Source organism: Cyanobium sp. Maggiore-St4-Cus (genome assembly GCF_024345615.1).
GTDB lineage: Bacteria > Cyanobacteriota > Cyanobacteriia > PCC-6307 > Cyanobiaceae > Cyanobium_A > Cyanobium_A usitatum.
Map to the genome: position 1 here is coordinate 60,241 of NZ_JAGQBL010000004.1, position 19,027 is coordinate 79,267.

Sequence of the window (19,027 nt, forward strand, 5' to 3'; positions counted from 1 at the left end):
GCCATGACCCTCACCCCCACCACCTACGCCAGCGCCATCAACACCCAGCTCGGCGACCAGGGCCTGGCCCAGCAGCCCTGGTGGGTGGAGCAGTGGATGGAGCTGATCAACTCCTACCGCTTCAAAAAGCGCCTGGAGCGCGCCTGGGAGTATGCCCGCAGCGGCAATGTCACCTCGATCCGCTTTGAGGGGCGGCGAGTGCATGCCCGGGTGCAGGGCACCGACGAGGAGCCCTACAAGGTGAAGCTCTGGCTCGACGTGCTCCAGGACGACGACTGGAACTACGTGCTCGACGCCCTCACCCAGAAGGCGCGCTGGTCGGCCCAGCTGCTGGCCGGCGTCATGCCCCAGGACATCGAGCGCGCCTTCGCGGCCAGCGGCAAGCGCCTGTTTCCGTTCAAGTTGCAGGAGGTGCGCAGCGAGTGCAGCTGCCCCGATAAGGCCAACCCCTGCAAGCACGTCAGCGCTGTTTACTACCTGATGGGCGATCGCTTCAGCGAAGACCCCTTCGTGTTGTTCCAGCTGCGCGGCCGCACCCGGGCCCAGCTGCTGGCCGACCTGGCCAAGCGGCGGCGCAAGGCGCTGGCAAAACAGGCCAGGCAGGCTGCAGCCAAACAGGGCTCCCAGCCGGTCGCCGCAGTGGCGCTGCAGCCGGTGCATCCAGCCATCAAGGACCCAAACCGCTGGTGGCGCTATGGCGCAGCCCTCGATTCGGATCTGGTCGTGATCACACCAGCCCTGGAGGGCGACACCGGCCTCGATGCCGCCGGTCCCCTGCCCCTGGCAGAAGAACCCCGCTTCCCCGAGGCCAATCTCCACTTCCTGGAGCACCTCAAGGCCCACGGCCAGCAGCTGGCGGCCCTGGCCATGGCCAAGGCCATGGGCCCGGCCAACGGCGATGAAAGCTGAGCTCATCAGTCCGCCCCCCTGGCTGACGCCGGCGGCCCAAAGCCTGGCCCTGTGCCTGCTCAGCAATTACCAGCGCGCCTTCGGCACCCCCCTGATCGCCGGCCTAGCCGCCGACGCCTCGCCCCAGCTGGTGGCCCAGGAGCTGTTTGCCGCCGAGCTGGTGCTGCTGGCCCATGACGGCGCCGATCCCAGCAGCGAGCCAGGGCCAAGGCTGATCTATGCCAACCGGGCGGCCCTGCGCCTATGGCAGCGCCCCTGGGCCGAGCTGGTGGGCATGCCGTCTCGGCTCACCGCCGAGCCCGCCGAGCGGGCCAGCCGCCGCCAGGCGTTGGTGACAGCCCAAGCCAAAGAAGCGATCTCGGGCTACCGGGGCATCCGCATCGACAGCCGCGGCCGCCGCTTTGCCATCGAAGCCGCCCGCCTCTGGACCCTGCGCGATAGCTCAGGTCAGCCCTGCGGCCAGGCCGCCCGCTTCAGCCGCTGGTGGCTGTTGTGATCGCCACCATCCCAGCGCCGCCGCCCCAACTGCCCGCCGAGCTGCGGCCCCTGCTCACAACCCTGCAGCAACGGGGTTTTCAGGTGCGGCTGGCCCCGCCGCCAGTACGCGGCGCCTACGGGCTGTTCCAAGCCAAAACGCGCACCCTCTGGATCGCGCCGGTGGCCTTCGATCTGGGCATAGGCCGGCAGGTGTTCCTGCATGAGGCCATTCACGCAGCCCAGAGCTGTCCCACCGGCGTGCTCCAGCCCTTGGGCTGGAGCGTGCGGCTCAACCCGGTGGTGGAGCAGGAGATCAGCGGCATCCTCACCACCCGCTACCACCACGGCAACCGGCAACTGGAGCGGGAAGCCTTCAGCGTGCAGGGCCATCCCGACGCCATCGGCCGGGTGATCGCCGCCTTAAAGCAGCGCTGCCGGTTGCCCCTACCTGCCAGTGGTGCCAACCGAACGGGGCCGTAAGGGCCGAACCAAAACGGGCGGTCTACCCCCTGCCGTCGCCCGGCTGGCCGCAGCACATTGGCTGTGTCCCGGAGAACATCCGATGCTCACCCTGCACCAACACCCCTTCGAGTTACTCGAGCAACAACTGCGCGCTGCCGAGCGTCCCGCCGCCGAGCGAGTGCCGGCCGCCGAGGTGCACGAAACCGACGACGCCTACGTAATCGCCCTGGAGCTTCCCGGTGTCGATAAGACCTCGATCGACGTCAAGGCCACCGACCGCAGCCTGGTGATCAACGCCGAGCGCCGTCAGCCGAGCCCCGATGCCTCTTCCCCGGTCGCCAAACAGGCCTCCTTGATCAGCGAATTCCGCTACGGCACCTGGAGCCGCAGCTTCCGCTTTCCCGGTGGCATCAATCGCGAAAGCCTGCAAGCCCACTACCGCGACGGCCTACTCACCGTGACGGCACCTAAGGCCCAGAACCTCACCACCGTGCAGGTGCAGGTGGAGGGCTGATCAGGGCCGAGCGGACACGAGAGAGAAGAGAACCCTCCCAGGCCCGGCCCACCCGCCGGGCCTTTTTTGTCGGCGGGCTTCCTACAGTTAGGAAAATCGCGGATCGATCCATGGTTGGTGCCGTCGCAACCGCAGCCCGGCTCAGCCTGCAATGCGAGCCGATCGGCCCGGACACCACCACGATCCGCTCGCTCGACTGGGACCGCAGCCGCTTTGATATTGAGTTTGGCCTGCGCAACGGCACCACCTACAACAGCTTCCTGGTGCGGGGCGAGCGCACCGCCCTGATCGATACCAGCCACCTCAAATTTGAAGGCAGCTGGCTGCCGCTGCTGCGGGAGCTGATCGACCCCAAAGCAATCGATCACCTGATCGTGAGCCACACCGAGCCCGACCACTCGGGACTGATAGGCCACCTGCTCGACCTCAACCCCGAGATCGAGATCGTGGGCTCCAAGGTTGCGATCCAGTTTCTTGAGAATCAGGTGCACCGGCCCTTCAAAAGCCGGGCGGTAAAAAGCGGCGAAGAGCTCGATCTGGGCACCAACCCGACCAGTGGCGTGGCCCACCGCTTCGAGTTTCTCAGCGCTCCAAACCTGCACTGGCCCGACACGATCTTTTCCTTCGACCACGGCACCGGCATCCTCTACACCTGCGATGCCTTCGGCCTGCACTACTGCTCCAAGGAGCTGTTCGACACCGATCCCGGCGCCATAGCCCCCGACTTCCGCTTCTATTACGACTGCCTGATGGGCCCCAACGCCCGCAGCGTGCTGCAGGCGTTGAAGCGCATGGATGGGTTGCCCGAGATCACCACGGTGGCGGTGGGTCATGGGCCCTTGCTGCGCCACCATCTCGGCCTCTGGCTGGATGACTACCGAACCTGGAGCAGTGAGCGCAGCACGGGCGAAAACTATGCAGCCGTTTGCTATCTGAGCCAATACGGCTTCTGCGACCGCCTCAGCCAGGCGATTGCCCGCGGCATCGGCAAGGCCGGCGCCGCTGTACAGCTGGTGGATCTGCGCGCCACCGACGCCCAGGAGCTCAGTGCCCTGATCGGTGAAGCCAGTGCCGTGGTGGTACCCACCTGGCCAGCCCGGCCCGATGCCGAGCTGCAAGCTTCGATCGGCACCTTGTTAGCGGCCCTCAAGCCGAAGCAGTGGGTGGGCAGCTACGACGCCTTCGGCGGCAACGACGAGCCGATCGACACCGTGGCCAGCCAGCTGCGCAGCCTCGGCCAGAAGACCGCCTTTGAACCGCTGCGGGTGCGCCAGGTACCTGGCGGCAACGACTATCAGCGCTGCGAGGAAGCCGGCACCGACCTAGGCCAGCTGCTCACCAAGGAGAAGACAATCGCCGCGATGAAGTCTCTCGATGCCGATCTCGACAAGGCTCTGGGTCGCCTATCCGGGGGGTTGTATGTGGTGACGGCGCGGCAGGAGACACCGGAGGGCACGCGCAGCTCAGCGATGGTGGCCAGCTGGGTGAGCCAGGCAAGTTTCGAGCCCCCCGGCCTCACGGTGGCGGTAGCCAAAGACCGGGCCATTGAGGCGCTGCTGCAGGTAGACGATCGCTTCGTGCTCAACATCCTGCGGGAGGACAACCACCAGGAGCTGCTGCGCCATTTCCTCAAGCGCTTCCCGCCCGGCGCCGACCGCTTCGCCGGGGTAAGCACCCTCGAGGGCGCCGCCACGGGCGGCCCGGTGCTCGGTGATGCCCTGGCCTACCTGGGCTGCCGCGTGGTGCAACGCCTCGAAGGCCCCGACCACTGGATCATCTACGCCGAGGTGGAGCAGGGGAACGTGGCCGACACCGAAGCCAGCACCGCCGTGCACCACCGCAAAGTCGGGAACCACTACTGATGGGCAGCCCTGCCGAGCGCGGCAACAGCCGACGCGTTATCCAGCTCCCCATCGAGCCGGGGCTGATCTGCCTCAAGGGACTTAGCCCCAACCGGCTGCGCTTCGAGGTGGAATACGGCCTGGAGCGCGGCACCACCGCCAACAGCTTCCTGTTCCAGGAGGTGCCCCTACTGGTCCATCCCCCCGGGGCCTCCTTTGCCGAGCCCTTCCTGGCGGAGCTGGCGAAGCTGGTGCCGGCCGAGGCCGCCTTGAAGGTGGTGGTGGGTCACGTCAACCCCAATCGGGTAGCCCTGTTGCACCAACTGGCGGCCCGCTGGCCCAACCTGCTACTGGTGAGCTCCAACGCCGGCGCCAAGCTGCTCGAAGAGCTTTGGAACCTGCAGAAACCGGTCTCCCCCGGCAGCGAGACAACCCCCGAGCCGATCCCAGCGCTGCCTCGGATCGATGTGGTGAAGCAGGAGGCCAGCCGCAACCTCGTCGATGGCCACGTGCTGCGCCTGATTCCCACCCCCACCCCCCGCTGGCCCGGGGCGCTGATGGCCTTCGAGGAGACCAGCGGCCTGCTGATGAGTGGCAAATTTTTCGCGGCCCACCTCTGCAGCGAAAGCTTCGCTGAGGCCAACCGCAGCAGCAGTGAGGAAGACCGCCGCTACTTCTACGACTGCCTGATGGCACCGATGGCGCGCCAGGTGGAGTCGGTGGTGGAGCGGCTCGAAGCCCTCGACATCCGCACCATTGCGCCCGGCCACGGGCCGGCGATCAGCGAGAGCTGGCGCAGCCTCCTCAACGACTACCACCGCTGGGGCGCAACCCAGGAGCGGGCGCGCCTATCGGTGGCACTGCTGTTTGCCAGCGCCTACGGCAACACGGCCGCCATCGCCGATGCCCTCGCCCAGGGGGTCGCCCGCACCGGCGTGCGGGTGGAGAGCATCAACTGCGAGTTCACGCCACCCGAGCAGCTGCTGGCGGCGATCCGCAGCTGCGATGCGATCTTGATCGGCTCTCCCACCCTCGGCGGCCATGCCCCCACACCGATCGTGTCAGCCCTGGGCACGGTGCTAGCTGAGGGCGACCGCAGCAAGCCGGTTGGGGTCTTTGGCAGCTTTGGCTGGAGCGGTGAAGCCCTGGATCTGCTGGAGAGCAAGCTGCGCGATGGCGGCTTCCAGTTCGCCTTTGAACCGATAAAGGTGAAGTTCAGCCCCGATGCGGCCAGCCTCAAAGCCATCGAGGAAACCGGCACCGCCCTGGGCCGCCAACTGCAAAGCGAACAGCGCAAGGTGCAGCGCCGAAGCGCTAGTGGCGGACTCAGCGAGAGCCGCAGCAACCCGGCCGTGCAGGCCCTGGGCCGGGTGGTGGGCTCCCTTTGCGTACTCACCACCAGCAAAGGGGAGGGCGGCAACCGCCTCAGCAGCGCCATGGTGGCCAGCTGGGTGAGCCAGGCCAGCTTCTCGCCGCCTGGCTTCACTGTGGCCGTAGCGAAAGACCGGGCGGTGGAGGCCCTGCTGCACGTCGGCGATCGCTTTGCTCTCAACGTGCTGGCCGCAGGGCGTGAAACCGGTCCGATGAAGCAGTTTTTGCAGCCGTTTGCCCCAGGCGCCGACCGCTTCGCCGGCCTGGAGCTGGAGCACAGCCCCAGCGGCCAACCGCTTATACCGGAGGCCCTGGCCTGGCTGGAGGCCACGGTGCAGCAGCGCATGGAATGCGGCGACCACTGGCTGCTGTATGCCCAGGTGAGCCAGGGCGGCGTGCTCGACGCCAGCGCCACCACGGCCGTGCACCAGCGCCGCAGCGGCGCCAACTACTGAGAGCCGCAAAGCCCGGGGCCACGGAGCCATAAAGCCACGCAAACACAGCTAACTCATAGTCGTTTCGACTTCGGACAAGCTAAACTCTCCGTCTTTCCCAACACCTGCCAAGCCATGGATATCGCCAAGCCCAGCACCAAGGCCAATCTTGAAGCCGCTTTTGGCGGCGAGAGCATGGCCAATCGCAAATACCTATTTTTCGCGGAGGTGGCCAAGCAGGTCGGCAACCCCGAGCTGGCCAAGCTGTTTCGCGACACCGCCGCCCAGGAAACCGAGCACGCCTTCGCCCACTTCCGTCTGCTCCATCCCGAACTCGTCATCGACGATCCCGCCAACCTCTCCGGCGAGCAGAAGCAGGCCCTGCTCAGCCGCTGCCTGGAGCTGGCGATCGAGGGCGAAACATACGAATACACGACCATGTATCCGGAGTTTGCCGCCCAGGCCCGCACCGATCGCGATGGCGAAGCCGCAGCTGAATTCCAGGAGCAGATCGACGAATCACAGCAGCACGCCGGCATTTTTCGCACCGCCGCCAAAAACTTCGGCCTGCTGACGCCGATCGAGCAGCACCACGCCGAGCGATATGGCATCGCCCTCGAAGCCCTGGAGGGCAAGGGGGTGGCCGGAGAGGCAGATGAGCCCGTAGCGGGCAAGTGGATCTGCAAACTGTGCTCGATGATTTACGACCCCACAGCAGGCGACCCCGATTCCGGCATCGCTCCGGGCACCCCCTTTGAGGCGATCCCCGACGACTGGCGTTGCCCGATCTGCGGCGCCCGCAAGGCCAGTTTCGTGCCCTACCGGGAGCCCCAACTTCTGGGTGTTTGATACCCCAACTGGGCTGCAATTTTTGTAGCCCAGAACACTATCTCAACCAATTGCTACGCCGAAAAGCCCAGAGCAAAAACCCAGTAAAGCAAAGGTGTTTTAGGGTCTGGGCTTAGATCTGCGCAGACCTTTTGCAGGGCGTAAAGGCAATCCCAAAGTAATTCAGTAAACGGCCGCGAATTTGCCGCCAGCCCGCTGCAATAGCTGCAGTTTTGACCCCAAGAATGGCCAGCGCCAGCACCGCTATCGCCTCAACTAGCAACTATCCCCTCGGGGTGCGGGCAACGGTGCGTTATCGGGGGTTCGTGCTGATCCCCCAGGCCGATTTCACCTGGCTGGTGCGCCCCGAGAGAAGTCCCATGCATCTGCTGCCATTTCGGGCACCGGCCAGCTCCCTAGCTGACGTCAAAGCCCTAGTTGATTGGCGCTTGGGCGAAGCAATTTAAGCGGCTTGATTTAGCCAAACCCGACTTCAAGCTGCCTGGGGAGGTGGCGTTGGATCGTGGTGGATGTGAAAAGGCAGCACCAGGGTGGCCCAGTGATCGGGGCGCTGGGGACGGGGGCGGCGGGAGCGACGCACACCAAAAGGAACACGCACTACGTTGGTGCCCTCGACCCGCAGCACCTGGCCCGTTCCTTTATCAGTTCCGTCGTTGCTGCCCTTCATGGTGCCGAGAATGAATGGCTTAAGCGCTGATTGTGCCTGTTAGCAGGCGTCGAGCTCGCACAGTTTGCGCCATGACGGCACTAATGAACAGTGGCAGCTGGTACCACTTGGGCCAGTTCCTGCTCTGCCAGCTCCTCCATGCTCGGGCAGGTGCACACCAGGTTGCGATCGCCGTAGGCGTTGTCGATCCGGGCCACCGCCGGCCAAAACTTCGCCAAGCGCTGATCCTCACCCGCCGGAAAAGCAGCCTGCTGGCGGGTATAGGGCCGATCCCAGTGATCAGCAGTCACGGCAGCCAGAGTGTGGGGGGATCGCTTGAGGGGGTTATTGAGGGGATCGGCGCTGCCGGCCTCCAGCGCCGCGGCCTCCTGGCGGATCGCCACCATGGCCGCGCAGAAGCGATCGAGCTCAGCGAGCGACTCGCTTTCCGTGGGTTCCACCATCACCGTGCCCGCCACTGGCCAGCTCACCGTGGGGGCATGGAAGCCGTAGTCCATCAGGCGCTTGGCCAGATCATCGACCTCCAGGCCGCAGCTGCGCTTGAGCGGCCGCAGATCGAGAATGCACTCGTGGGCCACGCGCCCGCCAGCGCCCCGGTAAAGCACGGGAAAATGGGGCTCCAGGCGCTCGGCCAGCAGGTTGGCGGCCAGCAGGGCCACCTGGCTGGCCTGGCGCAGGCCCGCGCCGCCCATCATGCGGATATACATCCAGCTGATTGCCAGAATCGAAGCACTGCCCAGGGGTGCCGCAGCCACGGGCCCCACCCCTCCGCCCCCAACCCCGGCGGCACCCGGCAAGAAGGGCAGTAGGTGGGATGCCACCGCAATCGGGCCCACGCCGGGGCCGCCTCCGCCGTGGGGAATGCAGAAGGTCTTGTGCAGGTTGAGGTGGCAGACATCGGCGCCATAGAGACCCGGCTTGCACAGGCCCACCTGGGCGTTGAGGTTGGCGCCATCGAGGTAAACCTGGCCGCCGCGGGCGTGCACCAGCTCGCAGATACGGCGAATAGCCGGCTCAAACACGCCGTGGGTGGAGGGATAGGTGACCATCAGCGCCGCCAGCTGCTCGGCGTGGGCAGCGGCCTTGGCCTCCAGGTCGGCGAGATCAATGTTGCCGGCCTCATCGCAGGCCACCGCCACCACCTGCAGGCCGGCCATCACGGCGCTGGCTGGGTTTGTGCCGTGGGCACTGGTGGGAATCAAGCAAACGGTGCGATGGGCGTCCCCTTGGCTGCGGTGCCAGGCCCGGATCGCCAGCAGGCCGGCATATTCCCCCTGGGAGCCGGCATTGGGCTGCAGCGACACGCCGGCAAAACCGGTGATCAGCGCCAGCCAGCGCTCCAGATCCGCCGCCAGAAGCTGGTACCCGGCGGCCTGCCCAGCCGGAGCGAAGGGGTGCAGCTGGCTGAAGGCCGGCCAGCTCACCGGCGCCAGCTCGGCGGCGGCATTGAGCTTCATGGTGCAGCTACCCAGCGGGATCATCCCGTGCACCAGCGATAAATCCTTAGCTGAAAGGCGCTGGATGTAGCGCAAAAGCTCGGTTTCACTGCGGTAGCGATGGAAGACGCTCTGCCGCAACCAAGGCTGCTGGCGCAGGGGCATGGCCGGGCCAGCAGGCGGGCTTTTGCCCAGCTCCCGCCAGGGCTCAGCGCACCCAGCCAGCGCCCGCAGCAGCCGCTCCAGCTCCTCGGCGCTGCTCAGCTCATCAAGGCTGATGCCAACGCCATCTTCTGCCTGGTGCAGGTTGAAGCCAGCCGCCAGGGCAGCGGCCACCAGCACCTCGGCCTGATCCGGCGGCAGGGGCAGCCACACAGTGTCAAAACCCTGGCCCGGCAAGACCGGCAGAGCGAGGGCCTCCAATCCAGCCACAAGGGCCGCGCGCAGGCTGATCAAGCGCCGGGCGATCGCCTCCAGACCATCGGGGCCATGGTGCACCGCATAAAAGCCAGCCATCACTGCCAGCAGCACCTGGGCAGTGCAGATGTTGCTGGTGGCCTTGTCGCGGCGGATGTGTTGTTCGCGGGTCTGCAGGGCCAGGCGCAGGGCCGGCTGGCCTGCCGCATCCAGCGAGCGCCCCACCAGGCGGCCGGGGATCTGGCGCTTGAACTGCTCGCCCGTGGCAAAAAAAGCGGCATGGGGACCACCAAAACCCAGCGGCACCCCCAGGCGCTGGGCACTGCCGACGGCGATATCAGCGCCGAGGTGGCCCACCGGCTCCAGCAGCACCTGGGCCAGGGGATCGATCGCCACAGCCGTGATCACCCCGGCCTGGCGGGCGCTAGAAAGCAGCTCGCTGGGATCCCAGAGCCGGCCCTGGCGGCCAGGCAGCTGGATCAACAAACCAAAAGCATCCGCTGGCAGGGGGGCTGCAGCCAGCGACTCGGCTGCCACCAGCTCGAGCTGGATACCCAGGGGCTCGGCCCGGGTTTGCAGCACCGCCAGGGTCTGGGGGAACACGGCCCGATCCACCAGAAAGCGGCCGGCCCCGGGGCGCTTGCAGACAGCGCTAGCCATGGCCATGGCCTCAGCGGCGGCGGTGGCCTCATCTAATAAGGAGGCATTGGCGATCGGCAGGCCGGTGAGCTCGCTGATCAGGGTCTGAAAATTCAGCAGGGCCTCAAGCCGGCCCTGGGCAATTTCGGCCTGATAGGGGGTGTAGGCGGTGTACCAGGCGGGGTTTTCAAACACCTGGCGCTGGATCAGCGCCGGCGTGGCGGTGCCGTTGTAGCCCTGGCCGATCAAGCTGCGTTGCAGCTGGTTGGCCGCAGCGATCTCGGCAAGTTCAGCCAGGGCCTGGGCCTCACTGCAGGGCTCGGGCAAACCCGCAGCCGAGGCCGCCGGATCTAGCAGCAAATCGGCGGGCACCACCTGGGCGGCCAGGGCCTCGAGGCTGGACGCTCCGAGTTCCGCCAACATCCGCTGCTGCTCAGCGGCGCTCGGACCGATGTGGCGCCCAATAAAGGAGAGGGCTGGTGCGTCCGCAGTGCCCATCAGGCGCCCTGCACCTTGGCGGAGTAGGTGGCCGCATCCAGCAGTCCAGCGAGCTGGGCCGGATCAGCTGGCTGGAGCACCAGCAGCCAACCCTCGCCGTAGGGATCGTTCTGCAGCTCCTCCGGGCTAGCTAGCACCGCCTCATTGCGGGCCAGCACCACACCGCTCACGGGCGCCAGCAGATCTTCCACCGCCTTCACCGATTCGACGCTGCCAAAACTGGCGCCCTGAACAAGGCTGGCGCCCACTGCGGGCAGCTCCACAAACACGATGTCGCCGAGCTGGTCGACGGCGAAGGCACTCAGGCCCAGCCGCAGCCTCTCGCCCTCAGGGCGCACGTACTCGTGGCTGTCGGCGTAGCGGCAATCACCGGGGATGGGGAGCGCCATTGCAGATCACCAAGTACGCGTCATTCTGTCGGGAATGAAGCGTTAAACAGCGGTGAGATCGGCGTAATCAAACCTGGTGACCTGCCTGAGCCAGTGCCACCAGAGCCCGCTCCAGGGCGATCTGGGCATGGGCGCGGTGGGTGCCGCCCTGGGCAAACAGCACGTAGGGCTCCCGCAGCGGCGCATCGGCGGAAAACTCGCTGGTGCTGCCGTCGATGAAGGTGCCGCCCGCCATCACCAGGGCACTGGCGTAGCCGGGCATCGGCGCCGGCACCGGATCGAGGTAGGCGCCCACCGGTGATGCGGCCTGGAAGGCGCGGCAAACGGTTTTGAGCCGCTCGGGATCGCCGAGCCGCACCGCCTGGATTACGTCGCTGCGGGGGGCAGCGGGCAGGGGCTGCACCGCGTAGCCCAGATCCGAGAAGACCGCCGCCACCAGCTCGCTGCAGATCAGGGCCTCAGCCACCATCTGGGGAGCCAGGAAAAGTCCCTGGGCCAGCAGGCGGTTGAGGTCGAAGCTGGTGCCCCCCTCGCCGCCGATGCCCGGCGCCGTGAGCCGGCAGCAGGCCTGCTCCACCAACTCAGCCCGGCCGGCCACGTAGCCGCCGGTGGGGGCGATGGTGCCGCCGAGGTTTTTGATCAAGGAACCGGCAATCAGATCGGCCCCCACCGCCGTGGGCTCCTGGGCCTCCACCAGCTCGCCATAGCAGTTGTCGACAAACACCACGCAGCCGGGCTGGAGCGCTTTCACCCGCTCGCAGAGCAGGCCGATCTGGGCCACCGACAGGGACGGCCGCCAGCTGTAGCCGCAACTGCGCTGGATCAGCACCATGCGGGTAGGAATAGCCAGGGCGTCCTCCAGGCCGTCGAAATCGACATGGCCGGCGGCGGTGAGCGCCAGCTCGGCGTAGGCGATGCCGAATTCCGCCAGGGAGCCCTGGCCGCTGCCGCGGATGCCAATCACCTCTTCGAGGGTGTCGTAGGGGCGGCCGGTGAGGGCGAGCAGGCGGTCGCCGGGGCGCAGCACACCAAATAACGCCGCTGCTATGGCGTGGGTACCACTGACAAATTGCAGCCGCACGGCCGCCGCCTCGGCCTGCAGCACCCGGGCAAACACCCGATCCAGCAGCTCCCGGCCCTGATCGCCATGGCCGTAGCCGCTCACCGAAGCGAAGTGCTGGCTGCCGAGTCGCTCGGCGGCGAAAGCCTCGAGCACCCGGGCCAGCCGCGGCTGCACCTGGCTGGTGTGGTGGGCGGCGGCAGCGGCGGTTGAGGCCACTGCAGCGGCCACCCGCTCGGCGGCCTGACGGGCCAAGGCCTCCGCTGCATCCACCATCTGCCTAGCCCTCAGGGAGTCCCATGTTGCCGGGCGACGCCTAGCTAGATTTCCGCCGCTGCCCAGGCCTGATTCGGGCGAGCACCACCCGGAGAGTTCCTTGGTAGTCAGCACCGATTCGGCCCAAGTTTTGGGTGCGGCCACACCCAGCGCGCTTGAGGATCAGCGCATCCGCGCAGCCGTATCCGAAAGGCGCCAACCCCTGCCGGGCCGCCAGCGCAAATTCAAGGGTGGCACCACCAGCTTCATGCTGGTGATGCACGTGGGGGCGGTGTTTGCCCTGCTGCCGCGCTTCTGGAGCTGGCAGGCCGTGGTGGTGCTGGCGGTGCTCTATTGGACCACCGTGCTGGGGGTGACCCTGGGGCTGCACCGGATGCTGACCCACCGCAGCTTCAGTGCCCCGCTGTGGCTGGAGCACCTCCTGGTGCTGATGGGAGCCCTGGCCTGCCAGAGCGGCCCGATCGAATGGGTGGGACTGCACCGCCACCACCACAAGTATTCCGACCAACCCAACGACCACCACGACGCGGCCCGGGGCCTGTGGTGGGCCCACAGCGACTGGATGCTGCACGAAATCCCGGCCCTGCAACACGTGGGCCGGCTCACCGGCGACCTGCAGCGCGACCCCTTCTACCGCTGGCTGGATCGCTGGTTTCTGCTGCTGCAGCTGCCGCTCGGCGTCGCTCTCTATTGGTATGGCGAGCTGGCCGGCGTCCATGGCGGCGGCTTAGGCCTGGTGCTCTGGGCGATCCCCCTGCGCCTGGTGATCGTCTATCACGTCACCTGGCTGGTGAATTCCGCCACCCACTTCTGCGGCTACCGCAACTTCAATTCCCCCGACCTTTCGCGCAATTGCTGGTGGGTGGCAATCTTGAGCTTCGGCGAGGGCTGGCACAACAACCACCACGCCTTCCCCCACTCAGCGCGCCACGGCCTGCGCTGGTTTGAGTTCGACATCACCTGGCAGCACATCAAGCTGCTACGCAAGCTTGGCTGGGCCAAGCGAGTACGGGAAGCGAGCTACAACCCCTCCTGAGGGCTGGCTGGCGGGGCCTGGATCTGCTGCCTAATTGCAGCTGCTAGATCCAGTTTTGCCATGGCGCCGGTGGCCGTTAAGCCCATGGCTTTGGCCTGCTGGCGCAGCAGCTCAAGAAACTGATCCGGCTCCAGCTCCGCCTCGCCCGTCGCCCCCAGCCGAGCCAGGGTGCGGCGCAGATCAGGGAGTTCGCTGTCGAGCTCAGCTGCCGAAAAATCGCGCTGACCCGCCATCACCTCGGCAAACCGCTCCCGCCGCTGCCGCTTCTCGACCGGATAGGCAGCCAGCACCGGCTCGCGGCACAAACGCCAGGGCCGCCCCGCCGTGAACAGCTGGGCCAAAGCCGCACTCAAGGGCACCGCTTCGGCCGCATCTATACGCAGATCAAAGGCCACCGGCGGCTGGCGCAGGCCCACAAACACCTCGAGCAGTTCGCCGGGCCCCAGCACCGGAGCGCCCTCGTCCTGCACGGGCAGGGCAGAGGTTTCCAGGGCCGCTACCAGCTCGGGGCTGTCGGCCAATCGCTGGCGCAGGCCGTCGCCCAGACTGCCGCCACGCACCTCGCGGGCCAGCAGCTGATTTATACGACCAAGGGCCAGGAACACCTCCGGGCCGGGGGAGGCCAGCTTGCCGTTGCGCAGCATCGAGAGCTGGGAGTTGTGGACCCGGCCCAGATCGAGGGCCTCAGCCAGGGCCGGCAACACCCGGTGCGACCAGCCGTTGCGCTCATGCCACACCTTGATCAGATGGGCAAAAGCGACCCGGCCCGATAGGAGATCTTCCCGGTACCCCACGCGATATGGATCCGTATTGCTACCATTCTACCGATCAGTACGGAGCCGGTCCGTTATGGCCGCACCAGTTAGTCCCAGCGCACCAGCCACCCAGCGCCTTGCCACCCGCAAGCCCGCCTTCATCAACCAAGGCGTCAGCGGCGAGCGCCGCGCCGAGGCCCTGCACCGGCCGCGCCATGGCAAGGCCGCTAGCGCCAAGGGGTCGAAAACCACCCCCTGGGTCACCATCGGCTTCATGGCCGTCATCCATGTGCTGGCGCTGGTTGCCCTGCTGCCCCAGTTCTGGAGCGTGCCCGCCCTGGCCAGCTTCCTAGTGCTCTATTGGGTCACCGCCTGCCTGGGCGTGACGATCGGCTACCACCGCATGCTCAGCCACCGCGCCTTCCGGGTGCCCCAGTGGCTGGAGCGTTTCTTCGCCACCTGCGGCGCCCTCAGCTGCCAGCACGGCCCAATCGATTGGGTGGGCCTGCACCGCCACCACCACAAGTTTTCCGATACGGAAGTGGATCACCACACCAGCCTGAAGGGCTTCTGGTGGAGCCACATGGCCTGGATGCTCCAGGCCATCCCCGCCATGGCTGCCGTGCCCCGGCTCACCGGCGATATCGCCAAAGATCCCTACTACCGCTGGTTGAACACCAATTTCCTGTTGCTGCAGGCGCCCCTAGCCGCCCTGCTGTTTTGGATCGGCACCGCCACGGGCGCTGGTGGCTGGGCCCTGGTGCTCTGGGGCATCCCCCTGCGCCTGGTCGTTGTGTACCACTGCACCTGGCTGGTGAATTCGGCCACCCACCTTTGGGGCAGCGTTGCCCACGACAGCGGTGATGGCTCCAAGAACAACTGGTGGGTCGCGGCGCTCACCTTCGGCGAGGGCTGGCACAACAACCACCACGCCTTCCCCCACTCAGCTCGCCACGGCTTTGGCCACCAAATCGATCTCACCTGGCAGCACATCCGCCTGATGCGCTTCCTGGGCCTGGCAAAGCACGTACGCCTGCCCGCAGCTGCTGAGCCTCAGCGGACCTGAGGCCTGATCACCCCCTGATTTAGGGTGTTGGATCGGGTCTTGATCAATCTCCTACTTATTTGCCATGGCTAAGCGCGTTCAAGTCGTCCTCAACGCAGACGTTCTCAGCCTGGGCAAGAACGGTGATCTGGTGGAGGTAGCCCCCGGCTACGCCCGCAACTTCCTTGTTCCCACCGGCAAGGCCCAGCCCGTGACTGCAGCTGTGCTGCGCCAGGTGGAAGCGCGCCGCGCTAAGGAGGCGGAGCGTCAGGCTGCCCTCAAGGCTGAGGCGATCGCCTTCCGCACCGCCCTCGACACGATCGGCCGCTTCACGGTCAAGAAGCAAACCGGCGGCGACGACGTGCTGTTTGGCACCGTCACCAACGGTGACGTGGCCGAAGCGATCGAAGCTGCCACCAAGAAAGAAGTGGATCGCCGCGACATCACGGTGCCCGAAATCCACCGCACCGGCTCCTACAAGGTGCAGGTGAAGCTCCACCCCGAAGTCACCGCCGAGCTCAACCTGGAAGTCGCCAGCTTCTGAGGCCCGAGCCCTCTGTTGAAACCCCAGGGGTAGGGCAGCTTGTGTGTTGAACCCCCACCGGTAGGGCCCGTGGGGTGGCCAAATGGCGCCGCCGCGCTCAAGATTGCCCTCCTGGCTAAGCGCCCCCAAGATCATGGTGAGCGTTCCCCTCAACCAATCCAGCAGCCGCGAATCCCGTTCAGACGGGCGCTCGGAAGCCCGTTTTGAGGCCCTGCCCGATTCGGTGCCGCCCCAGAACCTGGAGGCAGAAGAGGCCGTGCTGGGCGGCATCCTGCTCGACCCAGACGCCATCGGCCGCATCGCCGACGTGTTGCAGGCAGAGGCCTTTTATCTCGGCGCCCACCGCGAGATCTACCGCACGGCTGTGATGTTGCACAGCCAGGGCAAACCCACCGACCTCACGGCGATGTGCGCCTGGTTGGCGGACACCGGCGCCCTGGAGAAGGTGGGCGGTCAGGGCCGGCTGGTGGAGCTGGTGGAGCGCATCACCTCAACGGCCTCGATCGACCAGGTGGCTCGCCTGGTGATGGACAAGTTTCTGCGGCGCCAGTTGATTCGCTCCGGCAATGAGGTGATTGCCCTGGGCTTTGACCAGAGCAAGCCGATGGAGCAGGTGCTCGATGAGGCCGAGCAAAAGATCTTCGCGATCAGCCAGGAGAAGCCCAGCACCGGCCTCACCCCCACCGCCGAGATCCTCACCAGCACCTTCAACGAGATCGAGAGCCGCTCGCTGGGCACCGCCGTGGCCGGCATCCCCTGCAACTTCTACGACCTCGATGCCATCACCCAGGGCCTGCAGCGCAGCGACCTGATCATCGTGGCCGGCCGGCCGGCGATGGGCAAAACCTCAATCGTGCTCAACATCGCCAAAAACGTCGCCCAGCTGCACCAGCTGCCGGTGTGTGTGTTCTCCCTGGAGATGAGCAAGGAGCAGCTCACCTACCGCCTGCTGTCGATGGAGGTGGGCATCGAAAGCGGCCGGCTGCGCACCGGCCGGCTGCAGCAAGAGGAGTGGCCCCTGCTGGGCCAGGGCATCAATAGCCTGGGCCAGCTGCCCCTTTTCCTCGACGACAAACCCAATTCAGGCGTGCTGGAGATGCGCTCCCTCTGCCGCCGGCTCATGGCCGAAACCGGCAAGGAGCTGGGCCTGATCGTGATCGACTACCTGCAGCTGATGGAGGGCTCCACCCCCGACAACCGGGTGCAGGAGCTAAGCCGCATCACCCGGGGCCTCAAGGGCATGGCCCGCGAGCTGAACGTGCCGGTGATCGCCCTATCCCAGCTGAGCCGCGGCGTCGAATCGCGCACCAACAAGCGGCCGATGCTCAGTGACCTGCGCGAATCGGGCTCAATCGAGCAGGACGCTGACTTGGTGCTGATGATCTACCGAGACGAGTACTACAACCCGGAAACCCCCGACCGGGGCATTACGGAGGTGATCGTGACCAAGCACCGCAACGGCCCGGTGGGCACGGTCAAGCTGTTGTTTGAGCCCCAGTTCACCCGCTTCCGCAACCTGGCGGCTTGAGCGGTGGCGCCTACGCAAGCACCCCTCAAAGTAGTGACGGTGCAAACCGGCCACCGCTACCCCGATCTCTGGGTGAGTCGGCTGGCGGCAATGGTGGCCCGGCAGCTGAGCGAACCCCATCGCTTCATCGTCTACACCGACAGGCCGGAACCGGGTCGCTTTGGCGAACCAATCGCCAGCCATCAACAGCTGGTGCAACAGGACCTAGAGGCCGGCAGCCTGCGGGGCTACTTCAGCAAACTGCGCCTGTTTGATCAGGCCCTCACGGGTAGCGATCCCTTCCTGTTTCTCGACTCCACACTGGTGATCAGAGCCGACCTCGCCCCCCTGGTGGAGCTCGGCCGCAACGCAAGCGCCAGCTTGATGGGCGTACGCGACTGGAACTACCCGATCCTCAATTCCTCGGTGCTGTGGTGCCGTCCCGACGCCCACACCCAGGCGGTGTGGCAGTGCTGGCAGGAGGGTCGCTACGCCGGAGCACATTTTGCTGGCGACCAGAACTTCATCTTCCGTGTCTTCCAGGAGCTGGCGCCGGCAGCTCTTGCCTATTGGCCTGCGGAGCTGGTGCGCTCCTACAAGGTCCTGCGCAAGCTCGCCAGCCGCGATGCCGCAGCCGCCCAAAGCCAGCTGGAAGCCTGCACCATCCTCAAATTCCACGGCCGGCCCAAGCCCGAGGAAGTGCTGCACCCCTGGCGCCATCCCCGGCGCACGATCCTGCGCCATCCACTGCAGCCCAAGCTCTGGGACTATCTCGCCGGCGAGATCCGCAACCACTGGCACTGAGTCGTCTAGAGCCAGGATGATTCAAGGCAGCCGCCGCAGATCCTCTGCCGCCGTGCAGCCAAACTCCCGGCGGTAATCCCGGCAGAAAGAGGAAAAACTGATGTAACCGCAGGCGAGGCTCACCTGCTGCACCTTGGTATTGGCAGGCAAGGCCTCCAGCAGCAACTGACGAGCCTTGTGCAACCGTCGCCGCCGAAGCCACTGCATTGGCCCGCAGCCAAAACGCTCCTTAAAGGCATGCTGCAGCGATCGGCGTCCGAAACTGCTGCGCTCTTCCAGTTCACTGAGGCTGAGGGCGCGGTGACAGTTGGCGTCCATCCAATCGAGCAACTGCCCAAACCACGACTCTTGAGTCGAAGGGGAGAGGGAGAACCTGGATCCTTCTTCCAGCCCAGGCATCATCAGCAGCAACAGCTGCCGCACCAAAAGATCGTCGAGCCGCAGGATCTCCGGCACCGTTGCCTGGAGCTGCAACACCGATTCCACGAAGCCAAAGAAACGAAACAGGGCATCGAGAAGGGCGCTGCCGCGGGAATCATCGGTGCGCAGTTCCGCCGTGTTGGCCAACGCTGCCGACAAGGAATCCAGCGAGATGCTGCCGGCACCCATTGCCTGGGCCGTGCTCTGCAGCAGATCAGTCGGAATTAACAGGGACAGCCCCGACAAAAAAGGGGTGTGGCATTGAAGGCGCCAGGGCACCGGCGGGATGAATAGAACATTGCTGCGGTAGTGATTGGTGAAGTCTTGACCCTCTATGCGGTAGCCACCCCCGCAATCGAAATAGGGCAGCATGAAGGTGGCGTGCTGCACCGCGTCGGCCACCACCACCACCGCCGAACCACTGGAGGCCAGCACGGACACCTGGCCCAGGGTCACCACACTGGTCTCACTCCAAAAGCCTGCGGGGCTGTGGAGTGAGTCACAATCGCGGACCCGCAACATCAGGTTCAGCGTCTCGGCGAACGTCTGTGAATCACGGCCGGACACGATGGAATCCGGCGACGAGAGGAATGGAACCCTTCTCAAAGCAGGATCGGTGAATAACCTGACTTTAATTGGCGCTCCAGCGCCAGCCACCAGCCCCAATTCAATGGGAG

The 19,027-nt window shown here is 66.0% G+C and carries 19 protein-coding genes; 13 read left to right on the plus strand and 6 right to left on the minus strand.

The window, feature by feature from the left end:
* Positions 1-3 precede the first annotated feature (3 nt).
* The 8 genes from KBY99_RS04895 (at position 4) to KBY99_RS04935 (ending at position 7,303) form a co-directional block, all read left to right on the plus strand.
* The gene (locus tag KBY99_RS04895) at positions 4-909 is read left to right on the plus strand and encodes an SWIM zinc finger family protein (RefSeq protein ID WP_254997699.1); all 906 of its coding nucleotides are present in this window, start codon (positions 4-6) and stop codon (positions 907-909) included.
* Positions 899-1,405, plus strand: a complete 507-nt coding sequence (locus KBY99_RS04900) for an MEKHLA domain-containing protein (RefSeq protein ID WP_254997700.1) — start codon at positions 899-901, stop codon at positions 1,403-1,405. The genes KBY99_RS04895 and KBY99_RS04900 overlap by 11 nt, the downstream gene beginning before the upstream one ends.
* A complete protein-coding gene (locus KBY99_RS04905; protein WP_254997701.1) occupies positions 1,393-1,866 on the plus strand; it encodes a hypothetical protein in 474 nt (157 codons plus the stop codon). Before KBY99_RS04900 ends, KBY99_RS04905 begins: the two co-directional genes overlap by 13 nt.
* An 82-nt stretch (positions 1,867-1,948) precedes the next feature.
* A complete protein-coding gene (locus KBY99_RS04910; protein ID WP_254997702.1) occupies positions 1,949-2,362 on the plus strand; it encodes an Hsp20/alpha crystallin family protein in 414 nt (137 codons plus the stop codon).
* Positions 2,363-2,472: 110 nt separating this feature from the next.
* Positions 2,473-4,224, plus strand: coding sequence for a diflavin flavoprotein (locus KBY99_RS04915; protein ID WP_254997704.1), 1,752 nt, complete (start codon positions 2,473-2,475; stop codon positions 4,222-4,224).
* Complete coding sequence (locus KBY99_RS04920) at positions 4,224-6,029, plus strand: diflavin flavoprotein (RefSeq protein WP_254997706.1); 1,806 nt, start codon at positions 4,224-4,226, stop codon at positions 6,027-6,029. The genes KBY99_RS04915 and KBY99_RS04920 overlap by 1 nt, the downstream gene beginning before the upstream one ends.
* A gap of 114 nt (positions 6,030-6,143) precedes the next feature.
* Positions 6,144-6,857 carry a rubrerythrin family protein gene (locus KBY99_RS14810; RefSeq protein ID WP_261352193.1) on the plus strand — a complete coding sequence of 238 codons (714 nt, stop codon included), beginning with the start codon at positions 6,144-6,146 and terminating at the stop codon, positions 6,855-6,857.
* Positions 6,858-7,081: 224 nt separating this feature from the next.
* A complete protein-coding gene (locus tag KBY99_RS04935) occupies positions 7,082-7,303 on the plus strand; it encodes a hypothetical protein (protein WP_106502698.1) in 222 nt (73 codons plus the stop codon).
* Positions 7,304-7,329: 26 nt separating this feature from the next.
* On the opposite strand, the gene KBY99_RS04940 is transcribed toward KBY99_RS04935, so the two are convergent.
* The 4 genes from KBY99_RS04940 to KBY99_RS04955 form a co-directional block, all read right to left on the minus strand.
* Positions 7,330-7,524, minus strand: coding sequence for a hypothetical protein (locus KBY99_RS04940; RefSeq protein ID WP_254997707.1), 195 nt, complete (start codon positions 7,522-7,524; stop codon positions 7,330-7,332).
* 80 nt (positions 7,525-7,604) lie between these two features.
* A complete protein-coding gene (gene gcvP, locus KBY99_RS04945) occupies positions 7,605-10,514 on the minus strand; it encodes an aminomethyl-transferring glycine dehydrogenase (protein WP_254997708.1) in 2,910 nt (969 codons plus the stop codon).
* Positions 10,514-10,903, minus strand: a complete 390-nt coding sequence (gene gcvH / locus KBY99_RS04950; RefSeq protein ID WP_254960702.1) for a glycine cleavage system protein GcvH — start codon at positions 10,901-10,903, stop codon at positions 10,514-10,516. Before gcvH ends, gcvP begins: the two co-directional genes overlap by 1 nt.
* Positions 10,904-10,970: 67 nt before the next feature.
* Positions 10,971-12,239: an aminotransferase class I/II-fold pyridoxal phosphate-dependent enzyme gene (locus tag KBY99_RS04955; RefSeq protein WP_254997709.1), complete on the minus strand. Its 1,269-nt coding sequence runs from the start codon at positions 12,237-12,239 to the stop codon at positions 10,971-10,973.
* A gap of 130 nt (positions 12,240-12,369) precedes the next feature.
* Here KBY99_RS04955 and KBY99_RS04960 point away from each other — a divergent pair, with 130 nt between their 5' ends.
* Positions 12,370-13,275: an acyl-CoA desaturase gene (locus KBY99_RS04960; RefSeq protein ID WP_106502735.1), complete on the plus strand. Its 906-nt coding sequence runs from the start codon at positions 12,370-12,372 to the stop codon at positions 13,273-13,275.
* On the opposite strand, the gene KBY99_RS04965 is transcribed toward KBY99_RS04960, so the two are convergent.
* Complete coding sequence (locus KBY99_RS04965) at positions 13,260-14,069, minus strand: hypothetical protein (protein WP_254997710.1); 810 nt, start codon at positions 14,067-14,069, stop codon at positions 13,260-13,262. The two genes, KBY99_RS04960 and KBY99_RS04965, sit on opposite strands and share 16 nt — an antisense overlap.
* Positions 14,070-14,124: 55 nt before the next feature.
* Here KBY99_RS04965 and KBY99_RS04970 point away from each other — a divergent pair, with 55 nt between their 5' ends.
* The 4 genes from KBY99_RS04970 (at position 14,125) to KBY99_RS04985 (ending at position 17,930) form a co-directional block, all read left to right on the plus strand.
* Positions 14,125-15,096, plus strand: coding sequence for an acyl-CoA desaturase (locus KBY99_RS04970; protein WP_254997711.1), 972 nt, complete (start codon positions 14,125-14,127; stop codon positions 15,094-15,096).
* Positions 15,097-15,160: 64 nt separating this feature from the next.
* Complete coding sequence (gene rplI / locus KBY99_RS04975; protein ID WP_106502692.1) at positions 15,161-15,619, plus strand: 50S ribosomal protein L9; 459 nt, start codon at positions 15,161-15,163, stop codon at positions 15,617-15,619.
* Between the two features lie 133 nt (positions 15,620-15,752).
* On the plus strand, positions 15,753-17,147 hold the full coding sequence (dnaB, locus tag KBY99_RS04980; RefSeq protein ID WP_106502691.1) for a replicative DNA helicase: 1,395 nt from the start codon (positions 15,753-15,755) through the stop codon (positions 17,145-17,147).
* Positions 17,148-17,150: 3 nt separating this feature from the next.
* A complete protein-coding gene (locus KBY99_RS04985) occupies positions 17,151-17,930 on the plus strand; it encodes a hypothetical protein (protein ID WP_254997713.1) in 780 nt (259 codons plus the stop codon).
* A 21-nt stretch (positions 17,931-17,951) separates the two neighbouring features.
* Here the strand turns inward: KBY99_RS04985 and KBY99_RS14860 are convergent, their stop codons facing one another.
* Positions 17,952-18,917: a helix-turn-helix domain-containing protein gene (locus tag KBY99_RS14860; protein WP_254997714.1), complete on the minus strand. Its 966-nt coding sequence runs from the start codon at positions 18,915-18,917 to the stop codon at positions 17,952-17,954.
* Between the last annotated feature and the right edge of the window lie 110 nt (positions 18,918-19,027).